This window comes from Roseburia sp. 1XD42-69, from assembly GCF_003612565.1.
Lineage (GTDB): Bacteria > Bacillota > Clostridia > Lachnospirales > Lachnospiraceae > Roseburia_B.
Window position 1 is genome coordinate 74,357 of record NZ_RAZG01000001.1, and the last position, 14,729, is coordinate 89,085.

Sequence of the window (14,729 nt, forward strand, 5' to 3'; positions counted from 1 at the left end):
CTGTTTTGTATCATAAGCAATTTTGACTTTGTATCTATATAATTTTATAAAAAATACAAAGTCCGTTACATCAAATTAGACTATAGCAACTTTGTATCAATGCAATATTATATATATAAAATTACATAGATTTTAGTGATTAGAATATATCTATCACCTTTCGGCAGCAAAATCTACCGTAGTTTATACTAATTGTTGGTGGATTTTTTCCACCATTTTTCCAATAAAATCTCGAATTTATTGCTTATTAATGTGACATTTTATCTGCTCTATGTAACTTCATTACTTTATCATACAACCATTCGCCCCAAAATCGCTCATATTTTGACATTGTATCTTCTCCATGTTCTTTATCTTTTTCCCAAAAGTACGGAAACATATGTAAATTAATCAAAATTGATACATCTAATTTATCTACACCAGACGGATATAAATAAAACAGACTGTCATATGCACCTACACAATGATGCTGATAGTAATGTGCTATATTCGTTGTTTCTCCTTTTGAATTTACAAAAGTCTTTGTAAACGGTTTCCCACAATCATGTAAAAAACCAGCACATTCCAATAGTTTATCTTGTGCTAAAAATGCACTTACTTTTCTACAATGTAATCCAAGAGTCATTGAATGATGTGGATTATCCTGCTCATAATTTAAATGATTATTTACCCAACATCCCATCACCTTACGAATATCATCTTTAAATTCAATTGAAATATCATCCCACCCTTCAAACCAATAGGGTGTATTCCAATTCATATACATTCTTTTGATCACATCATATGGAACATTTCTATCTCTTGAATCATTCCTATTACAACATTCAGCAAACGGTGTTGCCATAATAACGCACTTTTTATAACAAGGAATATTTTTTAATTCAGATAAAAATGCTCTACGCCTTTTTGAATTGATGTTGGTAGCATCATAAATAACATTTTTACCTTCTTTTAAATTCCCCTTGATTCTATCATGTAAAACTTTAAAAACTTCTTCATTTTTATCCTGCGAATTTATATCACCACACAATTCTTTTCTAATTGTGTCTGAACTACAAATTATTGCTTCTAAATCATTTGATAATTCTTTTGCATAGGTAGATTTACCAGAGCCAGGCAAACCTACCATCATAACAAAAGTTGGTTTTGTATTATTCATTTATAACTAACTCCTCTGCTTCCTCCATATCTGGAGTATCCGCTTTATCCTTAATAATCCCTTCAAGTACCTTAAAACTGAAATTCTTATGTTTATATGCCGTAAATTTCTCTCGATTGTCAATTCTCACTACAACTCCTTCTCTTACATGGGTCTTGCCAATCGGATCAGCACCATCATAATACTTCTCCACTCTCTCCATCAGATCTTCCCATGTAGTAAATACAAATTTCTCAAAAGTAGGAACACACTTAATCCCTAGCTTCTCACATTCAATCTGTACCTGCTCCCAAGGAAGTTCTACAGCAAATCCATCCTCATTTGTCATAGTCATTCGATATACATAAATATCATTTTCGCCTGGTTTACACCCATATGAGAATACAGTTTCCTTACCATACTGTTTTTCAAATTCCTTATCTTTGACAAGTTTATTTGAACATCTTCCCATAATTGTCTGATCGCCTTCTGTATATCCAACAATCTCATAGAATACTTCTACACCTTTTGGAAGTTTATCTTTAAAAAAGTCCTGATATTTCTGTCTGAACGCATTACTACCATAATAGCCACCTTCATAATTTCTTAATGTGGTTCTTCTTGTCCCACTAACAACTGCAAATCGCTTAATCTCTTTATCCCTAATTTTGAATACCTTCTTTAAAATAAAATGTCTCTTCTTTTTTACAATCTCAATAGCATTTGCAGTTCTAGCAGATGTACCATGCATTTTAAGTGTTATGTAACAGGTATCGCCCTCTCTAAAAGCATTCTGATTATATGCAAGCTGCGCAGTATCAATATGCTCTACAAAAAATGGATAAGAAACTTTTTCCTTCTCTTCTTTCCTATTTCTATTTTTATTACCAGTGGAATTGTTTTCACATCTTCTCCGATTAGAATGCGGAATATATTTTCTACAAATTTCATGTCCATCCAACATAGAAATCTGGTCACCATCTGATAATGTTTTTACATCTACATATTTACTTAATACTTCGATTGGCAATACAAGCCCGTCTGACTTTTCACCTCTAAGTTTAAGAGCTGTGATATTTCTCTTATCAGGATCAAGATATCCTCCAACATTATTTCCGTTTTCGTCCTTTAAACGAACAAGATTATTATCACATGCAAACTCTTCACTTAATTGTCCATCCACAGGGAAATAAATTACTCTCTGTCCTTCTGTATAATTCAAATCTACAATTACATTATTTCCAAAGATTGTTGCACACTGCAATCTATCAGCATTACTATGTTTTCTAAGCTGCTTAATCGTTGTTATATATCCACAATATCCATTTACTCTATTCTGTTCCAAATTTGCTTACCGTCATAAGCTGTGCGCACTTTTCACCTATAGGAACTTCTGATTTTATCCTTTCTTTTATTTAATATGAATTTACAAATCTAATCTTTGTTACATCAGATGGGATTTTAGTTAAGTCCACTTCAAAAAAATCTCTACAACAATCATCTGCATATTCTCTTATTGCATCTTTAGGTAATTCTGTTACAATTCCATCTTCACATATTTCTCCATCAAAAAATTTCAGTATTTCATCTGGAGGTGATATATTAATTTCTTTACAGGCATTATAAATGTGTAATTTCTTTTCATACTCTTCTGTTTTTGGTTTCAATCCCTGTATATAAGAATACATGCTCATATTTTTCTCCTTTTCTCCCAATGAAATGCAAGTTTAATTGACTCCACCTTTTCTAATAATACTCTCACATGCTCGTGTTCCTATTGCTCTATAATACTTATGTGGAACACTAACAGTATCCATTTTCCTTGATTTTGCTTTCATTTCGGCTACGACATTTTCTATGTCATAAGCAGTTTTTTCTTTATCCAATAAAGAAATTACATCATCATAAGGCGCACCAGCTTTTACCAATGCTTGTAAAAAATTTTTAAACCCATCTGCATCAATTAACCTCACTTAAACACCTCATCAAATTATCCCAATGCTTATCTATACATTCTCTAAATTCTTTACCACATCTCTTATAACTCTTCTTTGATTTGATTTTAATATCAGAACCATAATATCCACTTGACTGCCCCTTATGTATATAACTCTTCTCTTTTTTGCTATCGAAGCAATAACAAATATATGGATCATACATATATGATGGTTCCATACCAAATAAAATTCTAAATCTGTTATCTTCTAATTCTATTTTGAAATCGAAACCGCCAATATCATCAATAATTTCATCTTTTAATGAATTTAGAGCATCTTCAAAAAATAGTTTTGCAGTCTCATTGAACTTTTCATTATCTGTCCATTCGTTATCAAAAATTACTGGCGATGGATTCCCAATACCAATGCAAACATTTCCTATTAATCTTCTACGCATTAGTCACCATCCTGTTCCTGTGGTTCCAATCCCATTCTCATTCGCAAAACATCTTCCTCAATCTGATCTGTGTTGGTTTTGATTTCTCTGCCAAAAGCGTCTTTGATAATAATATTAACATCTTCCATATTCACTTACTCCTTAATCAAAATCGCCATCCAGTATTCGCAATCGTATACATTTCCACCAACTTCTCCAGCATAACCACAATTGGTAGAAGAAATTTTATATCCTTGTAAAATTAGCCTATCTACTTTTTCTTTAAATACCTTATGGTCATTTTCACTAACAGTTTCTATCATGTATTTATCACCTCTCTCCATATGAATCGCAGATTTCAACAATTGTATTTTTGCAAACGTCATGATATAATTTTTATAAGTTGATAGATATGTATATCATTTGCTATTTATGACTTCGAACTTGATTAACTTAAGTTACCAAAATCTTTAGTCGGAGGTAGCTGATATGATTGCATATTTGTGTATAATTTTTTTAACAATTATTCCTATTATTACTATTGGAATTTTTATAATTTCAATTCTCAATAAGATCAATAAACTAGAGCCAACAGAATTTGATTTAGAAACTTCTTATAGAAAATCCAAAATTAAGTTACACCTCAAGTTTAATAGGAAGAAAAAGTAACTATCAGCTATATACATATCATTACAATATCAACCCACTACCACACAAAGAATGTGCTACTATTCTTTGTATTGAGGTCAAAGTTAGCGATGCTTTGACCTCATCTTTTAACATTCATAACCTTACAATTCTATACAAGTCCCCATCCAAATAATTTTTCAACAACCATTCTTCATCAAATCCAGTGCCATGATAGAATTCCTCTGCAATACCTCCACCAATAGCACACAATGTATCCATGTCACAAGGAAGTGAATAAACATTTCTCAAAAACGACTCATAATCTTCACTATCCAAAAAACATCTGATTGCCACTGGCACACTTCCTTGACAAGTAACATCCCACCTATATGTATCTCTATACTCATCCAGTTCATATTCGACACTGTACTTATAGAAATCCATCGGATATTGTATTTTTGTATAATTGAATATTTCAGCTTTAGACGCTCCTGTCCTTGCCATATAAATACACATGGATGTTACAACTGCACCTTTGATTCCTTCATGGTGATTGTGTGTACAATCTGCTGATTTTGTCGCCCATTCTATTACTTCTTTTTCTGTATTGAAATATTCTCCAATATATGAACACCGCATTGCTGATCCGTTGCCAAAGCTGTTATATGGTTTCTCATCATCCCATCTTAGCCAAGAATCAAACATTCCTCCATATCCTGCATTTGGATATTGTCTACCTAACTTTCTATAGGAATCAGCAAACGGAATATTATTTTTGACTGCTAATTTAGCAGCCAGTGTCATAACCGTATCATCCGTAAAATAACAGTTATCAGTGAACAGTTCACATTTCTTCCAATTCAAATTTTTAGGACGCTGGAACTCATATTGAGAACCAGCTATATCACCTAAAATTGCTCCAACTATCGCCATTTAATTATTCTCCTCATTTACAACCACGTTCTTAGAGTCATCCATCGCTTTCATAGCCCTCAGATATGCTTCTGTCTGAATCGCAATCTGTTCTTCACGTTTCTTAACTGTTCTACGTTCCTTATAAGCAAGTCTCTTGGCACGTTTCTTCTCAATTCGCTCTTGTTCTTCCTTCTGATGCTTCTCAAACTCTAACTTCTTCTCATAGACCTTCATACCACGTTTAATCGCATTATTATAAGCTGAAGATCCACCCATAATTTTCTTTGAAATGCAGATAGAAATTGCAGACTCCAAACTGAATGTATCAGGTTCTCTACATACAGATTTCTCTTTTGTTCCATCTGCAAAAGTTACTTCTACAACCTTGTTTGGCACAATTGGATTGACATCTACAATTTTAATATCTTTCTCTCTACATGCTAAAATTTTTTCAATTGGTAACATTTCTGTATTAAATGCTCTAACATAATAATCCATCATATTCTCTCCTCCATAACTTGAACATTTTTTATTTTCTAAATAGTTATAAATTATTTCTCTTAATGGTATTCCGGCCAATAATGCTTGATTTACTTTATCTAAACATGCAATATAATCACCCCAACTCAAAGAATGCCTTTGTAAAGTCATGCAAAAATTATCAACAACACAATCTTCTTCATTAGTAATTGTTTTCATAATAGTTTTTTGTTCGTCAATTTTCCTTCGTATTTCTAATTCTCTTTGTTTACTTTCTCTTATAAAGTTTCTATCCAATCATATACAATATTTATATTAGTCACCTTCCTTTGAAACGGAAATTTTATTAAATACTCTAATTTTCTGTGTTATATTTTTCTTGTAACATTTTAAAATGATCTTTACAGTTCTCCAAAGCTTCAAATTCAGTATTTCCATATCCTATTACAGATATAGAAATCCCCTCGTAATCAACAATAGAATATTCACATTTCCAAACGGGTTCATTTTCTTTCATCTGCATATATGCATCTTTACAATTACATTTAATTTCATATTTTTCATGTACTTGTGACCAAGGACTATTAATCCAAACAGCCCATTCTTCCATATCGTCTTTTGTTAATTCTTCATCATTCTCTTTATAAAAACTAATAAAATCATCTGTATAATAAACAATTTCTTCATTATAACAAAAACTACCTGCTTTATATTTCTTCATTTTGTCACCTATTTAAACAGAAAATCAATGCTTTCTTTTTGAATCTTTAATCTTTTTATGTCTTTGTATTTGATAATCAAACTCTTGTAAAGTTTTATCTGTACATTCTAAAATTTCCAAATAAGGAGTAGATAAGGTGCCAAAAAGTTCAATCCAATGAACTATAACAATACGGTTTTCTTTATCAATTTTGGGAATTGTATAACCAACGATACTATATTTATATTCATCAATAATTTTATCTATTTGTTTCCATATCTTATAATAATCTTGGTTACAATTTATCTCAAAAAGTTTATCACGTTTATTATTCGTATCTACTAAATGTAATTTCATAAATTTTTCCCTCCTTAAAACTCGTGCTTCAACTACTTAACAATATAGTTTTTATAATTGCTAATATTTTTCTTTTCTGCCATCTCTACAGATATAACACGAACACACCAATCTACAAATAAACAATACTGATTGGGTAATTTATCATGCAGATATTTTCTAATTCTTTCAGATAATAATATATGTCCTCTATCAATCGCACTGTGAGAATATTCATCTTCGTACTCGTCTTCTCTTAAATATAATTCGTGAGAAAGTAAACCTGTTTCTACATCTTTGACAAAAATGTTATACTGATCTTCTACCTCGTAATTCATAATAAACCTCTCTTTTATTTTCCAAACAACTCTTCTACACATCTATCCATCTCATATCCCAATTTCACACAATTACCATGCGATATATGATTCTTCCATACATTATAGCTTTCATAAAATTTCTCTTTGCCCAATTTTCCACACTTTACTAATCCAACCATTTTCTTAAATTTCTTCTTAGCAGCACGCTTATTCTCATTCTTCAACTTACGAATCACTTTTCCATTAGAAGTCACATATGTATGAAAACCACAAAACTTAATTCCATTCTTAAATGGAATAATCTGAGTTTTTCCATTCAATTCAAGACCTAGTGTATATACAAACTCATAAATTACAGACAAACACCATTTAGCATACTCTCTGTCCTGGACTATCAAATAAAAATCATCCATGTATCTACCATAGTATTTGACACCAAGCTCTCCTGTGATGAAGTGATCCAACCCTGATAAATATAGAAGTGCATAAACCTGACTAATCTGATTGCCTAAAGGAAGCCCTACTCCCTCAGTACTATCAATAAACTTCTCACACAGCCAATACACTTCTTTATCTTCTATAAAATATTTCAAAATATCCTTCAAAATATCGTGATTGATATTATAAAAGAACTTACTGATATCAGCTTTCACAATCCAACAATCATAACCATACTTCTGATATGCCAAATACATTTGTGCTTTCAGACAATCTAAGCCAAATAATGTACCTTTGCCAATTTGCCCAGCGTAGTTTGTTTGAATAAACTCATTACTCAACCTTGGAATCAATACATTATCACATAGACTATGCTGTACAATTTTATCTACAAATGAGCACGACTTAATGACCCTTTCTTTTGGCTCATATATCGTAAATTCATTGTATTTTGATACTTGATATGTCTTTGTTTTTAATCTTCTCTTTATTTGATGGATTCCATCAAGAGCTGCTACTTGAAATTTCTGACTGCTTTTTGAAAAACCTTTACCTGATTTAGATTTTAAAAATGCTTGATACAAATTGCCGAAATCTACTACTTTTTCAAAATCTGATTTATCTTCTATCATAATATTTTGTTCCTTTATATTTATCCTGACATCTTCGTGTTAGGAAAGGTTGTTTATTCTTTTGATATCGGGACTCTAATTTCAGTGTTTCTCTTACTTTCATTCGTCTTCCGATCCAGAACGGACGCACGCCTTTGTCATTCCAGTTGCAGTCGTTATAGTTCACATTGCCATTGGAGTTAACGTATTGAACATAGTGGGTCATACAACAAACAACCTAAAATTATCTCTCTTTATCTTTTGAACGCCATGCAATACTCATATATTTCACATCATTTATTTGTTTCTGCCAATATCCTACTGTATCACTTCCAATTAATTTCAATTTCATAGAAAGTTCCACATAACAAGACAACTTATCACAACATGAAATTGCTTTTGTTTGTAATTCTTGGCGTTCCGATTTTGAAGTATCCAATTTCAGCCTATTTGCATCAAGCAAATATTCATATATATCCATACAGCGATTTTGGATGCGTTTTACCAATGTTAAATGCTTAACTGGATACCTCTTTCGGTTTGATGTAATTGTCATAGTATATTCCATAAGATTTATTGCTTTTACAATAACATCCAGTTTCGCTTCGCTCACTGGTTTTCCCTGCTCCTTTCAGTTGCTCATCGGCTACCTACGGAATGCTGACGCATTCCTAGTTACTGGCTACCCGATAGTTTTTTGCAAGATTCAAAGATTTAAGATTGAAGGATGAAAAACGGACGCACACCCTTGTCATTCCAGAAACAGCCGTTGTAGCCCACATTGCCACAGGAGCCAACGTACTGAACACAGAGGGCATCGTTTCTCTTCGGTGTCTGATTAGGATTAGCAAGCCAATACCAATTATCAATCAACGGAATACTTTCACCAAACTTCATAAGCAACTGAATATTTGGGATTGCTAAAATATCGCCTTCAACACTTCCATAATCTTTAAATCCATCCATAGAAGTCAAATCAAGAGAAATCGGAACAAGTTTATCTCCAAATTCTTTCTTTAAATCCTCAGACAATTCACTATTAATAAGATCATTTCGTACATAAGATTCTACATAATTATTTGTTTTACCAAACTCTGACTTTTTAAGAATTCCATTCATGAAGTAATATGTACAATCTCCATCCTGTACACTTGTCCAATAATGCCCGCAAATAAATTTGAACTGTTTTCTCCACTCATTCATATATTCTTCAACTGCATTTCTAAAATCCTGCTCATATCTCTCTGGGTCTCTTTCGTACCAATCAGGTACAATATCCTGATCGACCTTATATCTCCAGTCTTTTACATTGGTCATTTTATCATTATTTTTAGGAATTAACTCTGCTCTTACAAATGTTTTAGATGCATTCATGTGAGTATCCTCAATCCCAAGATTCTCTAACAAATCCGAATGACTTTCATTTCCTTCTGGTGCTAAAACAACCCTGTTCTTCAAAATAATTCCACTTTTAAAATTACACATAATATCTCTCCTTTTCTATTTGTGTGTTTAATATATACTTCTCTTTTTGCACTTGAAAGTTTCATTTTATTGACTTCTTGACTAAATTTCCGCAACAATATGTACCAACCATGTCAAAAGTCTGTTTACATTTACATTGTTTCTTCTTTACATCATCATCAGACATCCAAACCTGATGTAGTCTGCACCAATATGTAGGATTTTTGCAGATTTTATTGTCAAGCCCCATGAATGGGTGTCTTTGGTCTGCTATTTGGTAGGTCATTGGGTATCACTCCAATCTCTGACCGCATTTGTGGCAATAATTACTCCCACCGACCGGTTCTGTGCCGCAAACGGGGCATTCATAACTATTAAAACCGCAATATGAATCTAAAACCCTTTTCTTCCCCCTCTGCCTTTCCCTTGCCTCCCAGCATTCTTCGACTGTGCCGATTGCTCGGTATTGCTGGATTTCTTCAAGAGAAGATATGGAAAGAGTTAGTGCATCCGAAAATTTGCAGAAATCCTTCAATTCTTTATCGCTCATATCCTTTCCCCTAGCAAAATTCATTCTATCTTCACAAAACTTTGCAATTAGTTTCTTTGCTTCATTCTCCGTCATCCTATCACCTCACACCACAAAATCAAATTTTCATTGACAAAACATACTAATAAAGCATTTGTCCGCAACCACAATATCCTGGATATTTCATCAAGTTGTGACACTTTGGACAAAAATATTTTCCTTCAATTATTTCTCTTGAAATTGCGACTTGTTTTTCCAGAGCAATAATCGCTACAGAAATTGCTTGCCCCAATTCACATTCAGTATCGTCAAAACCGCCTACATATCTTCCATCAATCATTTTTGCAGTTTTTGGATAATTTTTCTTTAATATTTCTATTGCATCTCTAGCTTCCATATAATTCTCCAACCTTTCCACGAAATGAATTTTTCATCGCCTTATTAATTAATCAATTCCATATCTTTTTCTATTAAACTGTTAATATATTGAGTTATATTTAACCCATATTTTCCACGTTTATCTATTACTTGCTCATACAATCGAATAGGAACAGCAACATTAATTAATTTTGATGGTTCTTTTGTTTTCGGTCTTCCTGGTCGTCTTTTTGTATTTTGGCATTCAATCCATTTTAATACATCTTTATAAGACTTTTTACCGCCACTATTTTGTTTTTCAAATGTTGTAAATTTATGTTGCAAGATAGGCTTTAACATTTCTATGTATTTTTGTTCTTCTGAATTTACTTCATTTCTATCATTTGTTTTCAATTGCTTCATTTTTACAGTATCAAACATCAAATTGTCTATATGTATTTTTAGTCTTGTAATAGGATTAACATTTGTTTGTCCAACATATAAACACTTTTGTTCTTCCATATCATGAGTTTCAAGAACATAAATTATACTTTTATTCAAGTCCCCATCTCTATTACAAGATAAATCAAAATCTAACTGAATATGACTATTTAGATTTTCATCAACCTTATAAACTCTTAAATCCTGCACTACATTCACTCCTTTACAAGTTCCTTTTCTACAGAATATTTTAAATTTTCACATACATATCCTTTGTTTAATTCTTCTTCAACCAGCTCTGAAATATCATCGGTAGAATTGTCTGTGATATCTATTTCCACATCTGTATAAAATGAACACTTCACCCTAAATCGTCTTTTCATAAATCCTCCGTTTAAACACACTATATACTGTATTTTCTGTGTTTGCTATATACTATATATAGTACATGAGTTGCCATAAAATGTTAGATTCATTGGGTATCAAATTACATCTTCTGTGTAATCTGATACATCAATTAACCAATTCCCTTCATCATCTTTAACATTAAGTAATATTAGCCATGAAACAATTCGATGATATAGAACTTCATAAAATTCTGTACAACCATCCGCATTTAACCATCGTTTTTCCTGAAATGCTTCATCAACAATTACATTCTGCCAAAAACTCCTAATTCTATCTGGTGTAAGAAACACTTCTACACATCTGTTAAACCATAAATGAAGCATAAACTTATATGATAAAACAGGAAGTTTTTCTTTTGGAATACAATAATATTTTCTATAATATGCGTCTAAAGCATCTTCTAATGTTTTATATTTATCCTGATCATAAAGACCTTTACATATCATAAGAATATCGTTTTCTGTAGTTTTCACTGTAACTCTCCTCAAATATTCATTAATGCAATTACATCTGCTACTGAAATATGTTTTTCTTTTGCTTTGCTAATAATTTTATCATGATCAGGATCAAATCCAGATTTATCATCACATCCACATTCGCATCCATCGTATTCATCATAACATGTACAGAAATAACACTTATCAAATTCATTCATATTACACCTCTCCTACATTCACAAACCGTTCAATATATTCTCTGCCATCACCTTTGAAAATTGGAATATCATAATCAACAATCCAATTATTCTCACCCTGTTTCGGATCACGCAATATACACTTTTCCTTTACGCCATCTGATTCAAGAATAATTCGATTTCTAACCACACAGCTCCCACGCTTCTGATATGTAGGAAAGTCATTCCAATTAATACCTTTCTGAGTCATGAGCATATCCTGAATGTCATTACAAGATTTAAACTGTAACTCCTTATGACTGAAATTTGCTTGTCCTACCATCTGAATACTATTTCTGGATGCGTCAAGTTGCCGCCAGTAGAAGTAATTTGTCGCTTCTTCTCGTGGAATATTAAAGACTCTGGCATCAAACATGGCTCCTGAATAAGCAACCTCAAAATATCTATCCATTGTTTTTGTATTATCAACCTTCAAATCAGACACAGTTTCACTGAATATCCGATTAAAAGCCATAGTCGCCATACTTGCAGAAATACTACACATTTTCTGTATTTCATAATCAAACCATGCCGACGTTTCAAATCTCTGATAATCAATTAGTAACAAAGAAATTTCATCTGACTGTGTATAGGCTAATGAGCAACCTTGTATATTCTCGCAAAGATATTTCGCTGTTTCCTGCATTGTCATAATAAGAACATCATCAAAAGGTCTTTTGAATCCTCTGGTGAATGTATGAAACGCCTTACCATCAATCCGAATCACAACTGGCGTTCTTCTCATTAATTTTGTCTTAGGGATTTCTTCATAAAATGTTTTCATTCGATTTCCTAAATCATCTCTCTTCATTTTCTTATCACTCATGACTATTTCTCCTACAGTTCATCAACCTTTTTGTGCATCAAATCCAACAGTTCCTTTTTCTGTTCCTGTAACTCCTTAATTGCAAGTGCAGTAACCTCAACACTTAATCCACAATTCGATATATAATTCTGCTTCTTGGTAATTTCAAATACTGCACTTTCCAACTCAGCTAATGACATTGGTAGAGTTTTCTTACACTCCTTATCACCAAAAATAATACATCTGCCATAATTCATAATATTTTTCTCCTTTTCTCTTCAATTTTCCCTTTGAAATGCGGCTTCTATTACATGCATAACATATTCATCAATTCACAGACTGGTGCAAAATAAGGTTTCTGTCTCACCACGAAATCTTTTTCAAATTCGGAAATCAACTTTTGTAATTCTTCATATTTTTTATTGATTTCGCAAATCCTTTTCTGTCTTTCTTTCTCAAGTTTTTCTTTCATTGCTTTACCATCCCGCATTTTCTGCTCATGTTCACAACATTCCTGCTCTGTATTAAATACCTTATTATCATCACTTATATATCTCACTGTTCAATAGCCTCCTTATTGAAATAAATAATTTGTCCGTTTTCTGTCGAAACGTTTTTTCTTGTTATATTATTCTCCTTCCTCGTTTTGGAATTAACATACTCCTGAAAATTAATAATAATTGCCATCTTCTTATCCTCTTTATGCACATTTTTTAATATACTGTTCGAAATCATTTTTCATATGTAAGAAATTTCTTTTTTGATCCACAAAATATGTATTGTTTTTACTTGCGTAATCTGCCATCCATTTATCCAAATCTTTATCTTCTTTATATGAATAAATCATCATTGCCAGTAATGATAATCTATTTTGTTTATCCAACAATTTGGAACCGATCTTTACCGTATTATCCAGCAACTTATCAAGTGTATCGTTGTAGTCCTCTAAATCATCACTGAATTCATCAACATCTATATCAAGATTCTCTACGATAAATTTTTCTACATTGACAGAAGAACAATCTTCACCTGCATTATCTAAAAATTCATTCATAAGAGCATCAATTAATTCCAATTTATCTGTAATGACTTGTTTAGCCTTAGTACTGCTACTCTGCTTGATCTCGTCAAAAATAAGTCCATTTCTATTTCTACGATTTCCTCTATAGTTTGTTTTAAATTCTCTTAAGAAATCTGCAAATTTTGTATCACTGACTCCAAGTTTTGTAAATCTATCAAATACTGTCAAAAAGATAAAGGAATCCTTTTTATTGAAAATATCTTTAATATCATCTGTAATGATATTCTCTAATCTATGTAAATTCTTTTCCAATATATCAAATTCATTTTCAGTTGCATTATCATTGATATATTTAAACAGTCGCTTTGCCTCCTTAGTCCATGCTTCAAAATGATTCATACACATAATTGTTTCAACAATAATTCTCTCAACAACACCTTTTTCATTATCGTTATCAGAATAAACATTACATTCTAAGAAAAATCTACTATCCATCATTTTACGAATACGATTAGCAAATTTATCAATATATGTAAACGCCTTCTGATTTGTATTCATTGAAGAGTGCTCATTGTAACGCTTGATATATGTTGCTATTCTATTTTTGTCACAGTTTTCGTGGATAACTGTCTCAATCTGATAAGCATTAAACTTCTTCTTCAATTCTTCTGGAAGCTGATCATAAGTTTTTCCTTTTATATCAAAAGTGGCATCTTCCCAAATAATATTGCCATTTTCATCCTTTACTTTCTTCTTATATGAAATTAATGAGTTTTCGACAGAAGATGTAATCTTATAATTACCATATCTATACATCATAAAAGCGGCAGTCCTACTACCTCCATCAACAATATCTAACTGACTATTATCTTCTTCCGCTAAAATAATAGGAGGAATATAATCATCCGTGAGAATTGTTACAATAAGTCCATTAATTATTGCTTTCCATGCCGGTTTTCTCTGAGTGTCGGCATTATTTGAAATATCTCCATCTTTATTACCATTTAAATAAGTTTCTAAAGGATATGTTTGTTTTCTAGGTCTTGCCATTTTAAATTTCCTCCTATTATTTTCAACAATATACTGTCTC

26 protein-coding genes are annotated in these 14,729 nt (G+C 31.9%); all 26 read right to left on the minus strand.

What is annotated here, in order from left to right; translation table 11 throughout:
* Positions 1-247: 247 nt before the first annotated feature.
* Entirely contained in the window at positions 248-1,159 is a 912-nt protein-coding gene (locus D7Y06_RS00480; RefSeq protein WP_120405875.1) for an ATP-binding protein, read from the minus strand.
* Positions 1,152-2,483 (minus strand): RNA ligase family protein, encoded by a 1,332-nt coding sequence (locus D7Y06_RS00485; RefSeq protein ID WP_120405876.1) that lies wholly within the window; start codon positions 2,481-2,483, stop codon positions 1,152-1,154. Before D7Y06_RS00485 ends, D7Y06_RS00480 begins: the two co-directional genes overlap by 8 nt.
* A 70-nt stretch (positions 2,484-2,553) precedes the next feature.
* On the minus strand, positions 2,554-2,832 hold the full coding sequence (locus D7Y06_RS00490) for a hypothetical protein (RefSeq protein WP_120405877.1): 279 nt from the start codon (positions 2,830-2,832) through the stop codon (positions 2,554-2,556).
* 33 nt (positions 2,833-2,865) lie between these two features.
* Positions 2,866-3,111 (minus strand): hypothetical protein, encoded by a 246-nt coding sequence (locus D7Y06_RS00495; RefSeq protein ID WP_120405878.1) that lies wholly within the window; start codon positions 3,109-3,111, stop codon positions 2,866-2,868.
* The gene (locus tag D7Y06_RS00500; RefSeq protein WP_120405879.1) at positions 3,098-3,532 is read right to left on the minus strand and encodes a hypothetical protein; all 435 of its coding nucleotides are present in this window, start codon (positions 3,530-3,532) and stop codon (positions 3,098-3,100) included. The genes D7Y06_RS00495 and D7Y06_RS00500 overlap by 14 nt, the downstream gene beginning before the upstream one ends.
* The gene (locus D7Y06_RS27590) at positions 3,532-3,660 is read right to left on the minus strand and encodes a hypothetical protein (RefSeq protein WP_256387203.1); all 129 of its coding nucleotides are present in this window, start codon (positions 3,658-3,660) and stop codon (positions 3,532-3,534) included. The genes D7Y06_RS00500 and D7Y06_RS27590 overlap by 1 nt, the downstream gene beginning before the upstream one ends.
* Before the next feature lie 6 nt (positions 3,661-3,666).
* Positions 3,667-3,834 carry a hypothetical protein gene (locus D7Y06_RS25590; protein ID WP_158591168.1) on the minus strand — a complete coding sequence of 56 codons (168 nt, stop codon included), beginning with the start codon at positions 3,832-3,834 and terminating at the stop codon, positions 3,667-3,669.
* Between the two features lie 460 nt (positions 3,835-4,294).
* A complete protein-coding gene (locus tag D7Y06_RS00510; protein ID WP_120405881.1) occupies positions 4,295-5,074 on the minus strand; it encodes an ADP-ribosylglycohydrolase family protein in 780 nt (259 codons plus the stop codon).
* On the minus strand, positions 5,075-5,755 hold the full coding sequence (locus tag D7Y06_RS00515) for a hypothetical protein (RefSeq protein WP_147415547.1): 681 nt from the start codon (positions 5,753-5,755) through the stop codon (positions 5,075-5,077). It abuts the gene before it with no gap.
* A 136-nt stretch (positions 5,756-5,891) separates the two neighbouring features.
* Positions 5,892-6,257, minus strand: a complete 366-nt coding sequence (locus tag D7Y06_RS00520; protein WP_120405883.1) for a hypothetical protein — start codon at positions 6,255-6,257, stop codon at positions 5,892-5,894.
* Between the two features lie 24 nt (positions 6,258-6,281).
* Positions 6,282-6,593, minus strand: a complete 312-nt coding sequence (locus D7Y06_RS00525) for a hypothetical protein (protein ID WP_120405884.1) — start codon at positions 6,591-6,593, stop codon at positions 6,282-6,284.
* A 32-nt stretch (positions 6,594-6,625) separates the two neighbouring features.
* Complete coding sequence (locus D7Y06_RS00530) at positions 6,626-6,910, minus strand: hypothetical protein (RefSeq protein WP_147415548.1); 285 nt, start codon at positions 6,908-6,910, stop codon at positions 6,626-6,628.
* Positions 6,911-6,924: 14 nt separating this feature from the next.
* Complete coding sequence (locus tag D7Y06_RS00535) at positions 6,925-7,962, minus strand: RNA-directed DNA polymerase (protein WP_120405886.1); 1,038 nt, start codon at positions 7,960-7,962, stop codon at positions 6,925-6,927.
* Positions 7,963-8,185: 223 nt separating this feature from the next.
* Positions 8,186-8,554, minus strand: coding sequence for a four helix bundle protein (locus D7Y06_RS00545; RefSeq protein ID WP_004067774.1), 369 nt, complete (start codon positions 8,552-8,554; stop codon positions 8,186-8,188).
* Positions 8,555-8,655: 101 nt separating this feature from the next.
* Complete coding sequence (locus D7Y06_RS00550) at positions 8,656-9,426, minus strand: hypothetical protein (protein WP_120405888.1); 771 nt, start codon at positions 9,424-9,426, stop codon at positions 8,656-8,658.
* A 271-nt stretch (positions 9,427-9,697) separates the two neighbouring features.
* On the minus strand, positions 9,698-10,030 hold the full coding sequence (locus D7Y06_RS00560) for a hypothetical protein (RefSeq protein ID WP_120405890.1): 333 nt from the start codon (positions 10,028-10,030) through the stop codon (positions 9,698-9,700).
* A 46-nt stretch (positions 10,031-10,076) separates the two neighbouring features.
* Positions 10,077-10,331: a hypothetical protein gene (locus D7Y06_RS00565; RefSeq protein WP_120405891.1), complete on the minus strand. Its 255-nt coding sequence runs from the start codon at positions 10,329-10,331 to the stop codon at positions 10,077-10,079.
* Between the two features lie 44 nt (positions 10,332-10,375).
* On the minus strand, positions 10,376-10,942 hold the full coding sequence (locus tag D7Y06_RS00570) for a hypothetical protein (RefSeq protein ID WP_120405892.1): 567 nt from the start codon (positions 10,940-10,942) through the stop codon (positions 10,376-10,378).
* Between the two features lie 5 nt (positions 10,943-10,947).
* A complete protein-coding gene (locus tag D7Y06_RS25735; protein WP_158591169.1) occupies positions 10,948-11,115 on the minus strand; it encodes a hypothetical protein in 168 nt (55 codons plus the stop codon).
* A 99-nt stretch (positions 11,116-11,214) separates the two neighbouring features.
* Complete coding sequence (locus D7Y06_RS00575) at positions 11,215-11,613, minus strand: hypothetical protein (RefSeq protein WP_120405893.1); 399 nt, start codon at positions 11,611-11,613, stop codon at positions 11,215-11,217.
* A gap of 11 nt (positions 11,614-11,624) precedes the next feature.
* The gene (locus tag D7Y06_RS25740) at positions 11,625-11,795 is read right to left on the minus strand and encodes a hypothetical protein (RefSeq protein ID WP_158591170.1); all 171 of its coding nucleotides are present in this window, start codon (positions 11,793-11,795) and stop codon (positions 11,625-11,627) included.
* Position 11,796: 1 nt separating this feature from the next.
* Positions 11,797-12,639: a tRNA(His) guanylyltransferase Thg1 family protein gene (locus tag D7Y06_RS00580; RefSeq protein ID WP_243119025.1), complete on the minus strand. Its 843-nt coding sequence runs from the start codon at positions 12,637-12,639 to the stop codon at positions 11,797-11,799.
* A gap of 11 nt (positions 12,640-12,650) precedes the next feature.
* A complete protein-coding gene (locus D7Y06_RS00585; protein WP_120405894.1) occupies positions 12,651-12,875 on the minus strand; it encodes a hypothetical protein in 225 nt (74 codons plus the stop codon).
* Positions 12,876-12,925: 50 nt separating this feature from the next.
* Positions 12,926-13,177 (minus strand): OmpH family outer membrane protein, encoded by a 252-nt coding sequence (locus D7Y06_RS00590; protein ID WP_120405895.1) that lies wholly within the window; start codon positions 13,175-13,177, stop codon positions 12,926-12,928.
* Positions 13,174-13,305 (minus strand): hypothetical protein, encoded by a 132-nt coding sequence (locus D7Y06_RS27595; RefSeq protein WP_256387204.1) that lies wholly within the window; start codon positions 13,303-13,305, stop codon positions 13,174-13,176. The genes D7Y06_RS00590 and D7Y06_RS27595 overlap by 4 nt, the downstream gene beginning before the upstream one ends.
* Before the next feature lie 13 nt (positions 13,306-13,318).
* Positions 13,319-14,689: a hypothetical protein gene (locus tag D7Y06_RS00595; protein ID WP_120405896.1), complete on the minus strand. Its 1,371-nt coding sequence runs from the start codon at positions 14,687-14,689 to the stop codon at positions 13,319-13,321.
* Positions 14,690-14,729 lie beyond the last annotated feature (40 nt).

Excerpts from the sequence above, each read along its gene's own strand:
- D7Y06_RS00480 (WP_120405875.1), bottom strand. The coding sequence starts at position 1,159 with ATGAATAATACAAAACCAACTTTTGTTATGATGGTAGGTTTGCCTGGC.
- D7Y06_RS00490 (WP_120405877.1), bottom strand. The coding sequence starts at position 2,832 with ATGAGCATGTATTCTTATATACAGGGATTGAAACCAAAAACAGAAGAG.
- D7Y06_RS00500 (WP_120405879.1), bottom strand. The coding sequence starts at position 3,532 with ATGCGTAGAAGATTAATAGGAAATGTTTGCATTGGTATTGGGAATCCA.
- D7Y06_RS27590 (WP_256387203.1), bottom strand. The coding sequence starts at position 3,660 with ATGGAAGATGTTAATATTATTATCAAAGACGCTTTTGGCAGAGAAATC.
- D7Y06_RS25590 (WP_158591168.1), bottom strand. The coding sequence starts at position 3,834 with ATGATAGAAACTGTTAGTGAAAATGACCATAAGGTATTTAAAGAAAAA.
- D7Y06_RS00510 (WP_120405881.1), bottom strand. The coding sequence starts at position 5,074 with ATGGCGATAGTTGGAGCAATTTTAGGTGATATAGCTGGTTCTCAATAT.
- D7Y06_RS00515 (WP_147415547.1), bottom strand. The coding sequence starts at position 5,755 with ATGAAAACAATTACTAATGAAGAAGATTGTGTTGTTGATAATTTTTGC.
- D7Y06_RS00520 (WP_120405883.1), bottom strand. The coding sequence starts at position 6,257 with ATGAAGAAATATAAAGCAGGTAGTTTTTGTTATAATGAAGAAATTGTT.
- D7Y06_RS00525 (WP_120405884.1), bottom strand. The coding sequence starts at position 6,593 with ATGAAATTACATTTAGTAGATACGAATAATAAACGTGATAAACTTTTT.
- D7Y06_RS00530 (WP_147415548.1), bottom strand. The coding sequence starts at position 6,910 with ATGAATTACGAGGTAGAAGATCAGTATAACATTTTTGTCAAAGATGTA.
- D7Y06_RS00535 (WP_120405886.1), bottom strand. The coding sequence starts at position 7,962 with ATGATAGAAGATAAATCAGATTTTGAAAAAGTAGTAGATTTCGGCAAT.
- D7Y06_RS00550 (WP_120405888.1), bottom strand. The coding sequence starts at position 9,426 with ATGTGTAATTTTAAAAGTGGAATTATTTTGAAGAACAGGGTTGTTTTA.
- D7Y06_RS00560 (WP_120405890.1), bottom strand. The coding sequence starts at position 10,030 with ATGACGGAGAATGAAGCAAAGAAACTAATTGCAAAGTTTTGTGAAGAT.
- D7Y06_RS00565 (WP_120405891.1), bottom strand. The coding sequence starts at position 10,331 with ATGGAAGCTAGAGATGCAATAGAAATATTAAAGAAAAATTATCCAAAA.
- D7Y06_RS25735 (WP_158591169.1), bottom strand. The coding sequence starts at position 11,115 with ATGAAAAGACGATTTAGGGTGAAGTGTTCATTTTATACAGATGTGGAA.
- D7Y06_RS25740 (WP_158591170.1), bottom strand. The coding sequence starts at position 11,795 with ATGAATGAATTTGATAAGTGTTATTTCTGTACATGTTATGATGAATAC.
- D7Y06_RS00580 (WP_243119025.1), bottom strand. The coding sequence starts at position 12,639 with ATGAGTGATAAGAAAATGAAGAGAGATGATTTAGGAAATCGAATGAAA.
- D7Y06_RS00585 (WP_120405894.1), bottom strand. The coding sequence starts at position 12,875 with ATGAATTATGGCAGATGTATTATTTTTGGTGATAAGGAGTGTAAGAAA.
- D7Y06_RS27595 (WP_256387204.1), bottom strand. The coding sequence starts at position 13,305 with ATGGCAATTATTATTAATTTTCAGGAGTATGTTAATTCCAAAACGAGG.
- D7Y06_RS00595 (WP_120405896.1), bottom strand. The coding sequence starts at position 14,689 with ATGGCAAGACCTAGAAAACAAACATATCCTTTAGAAACTTATTTAAAT.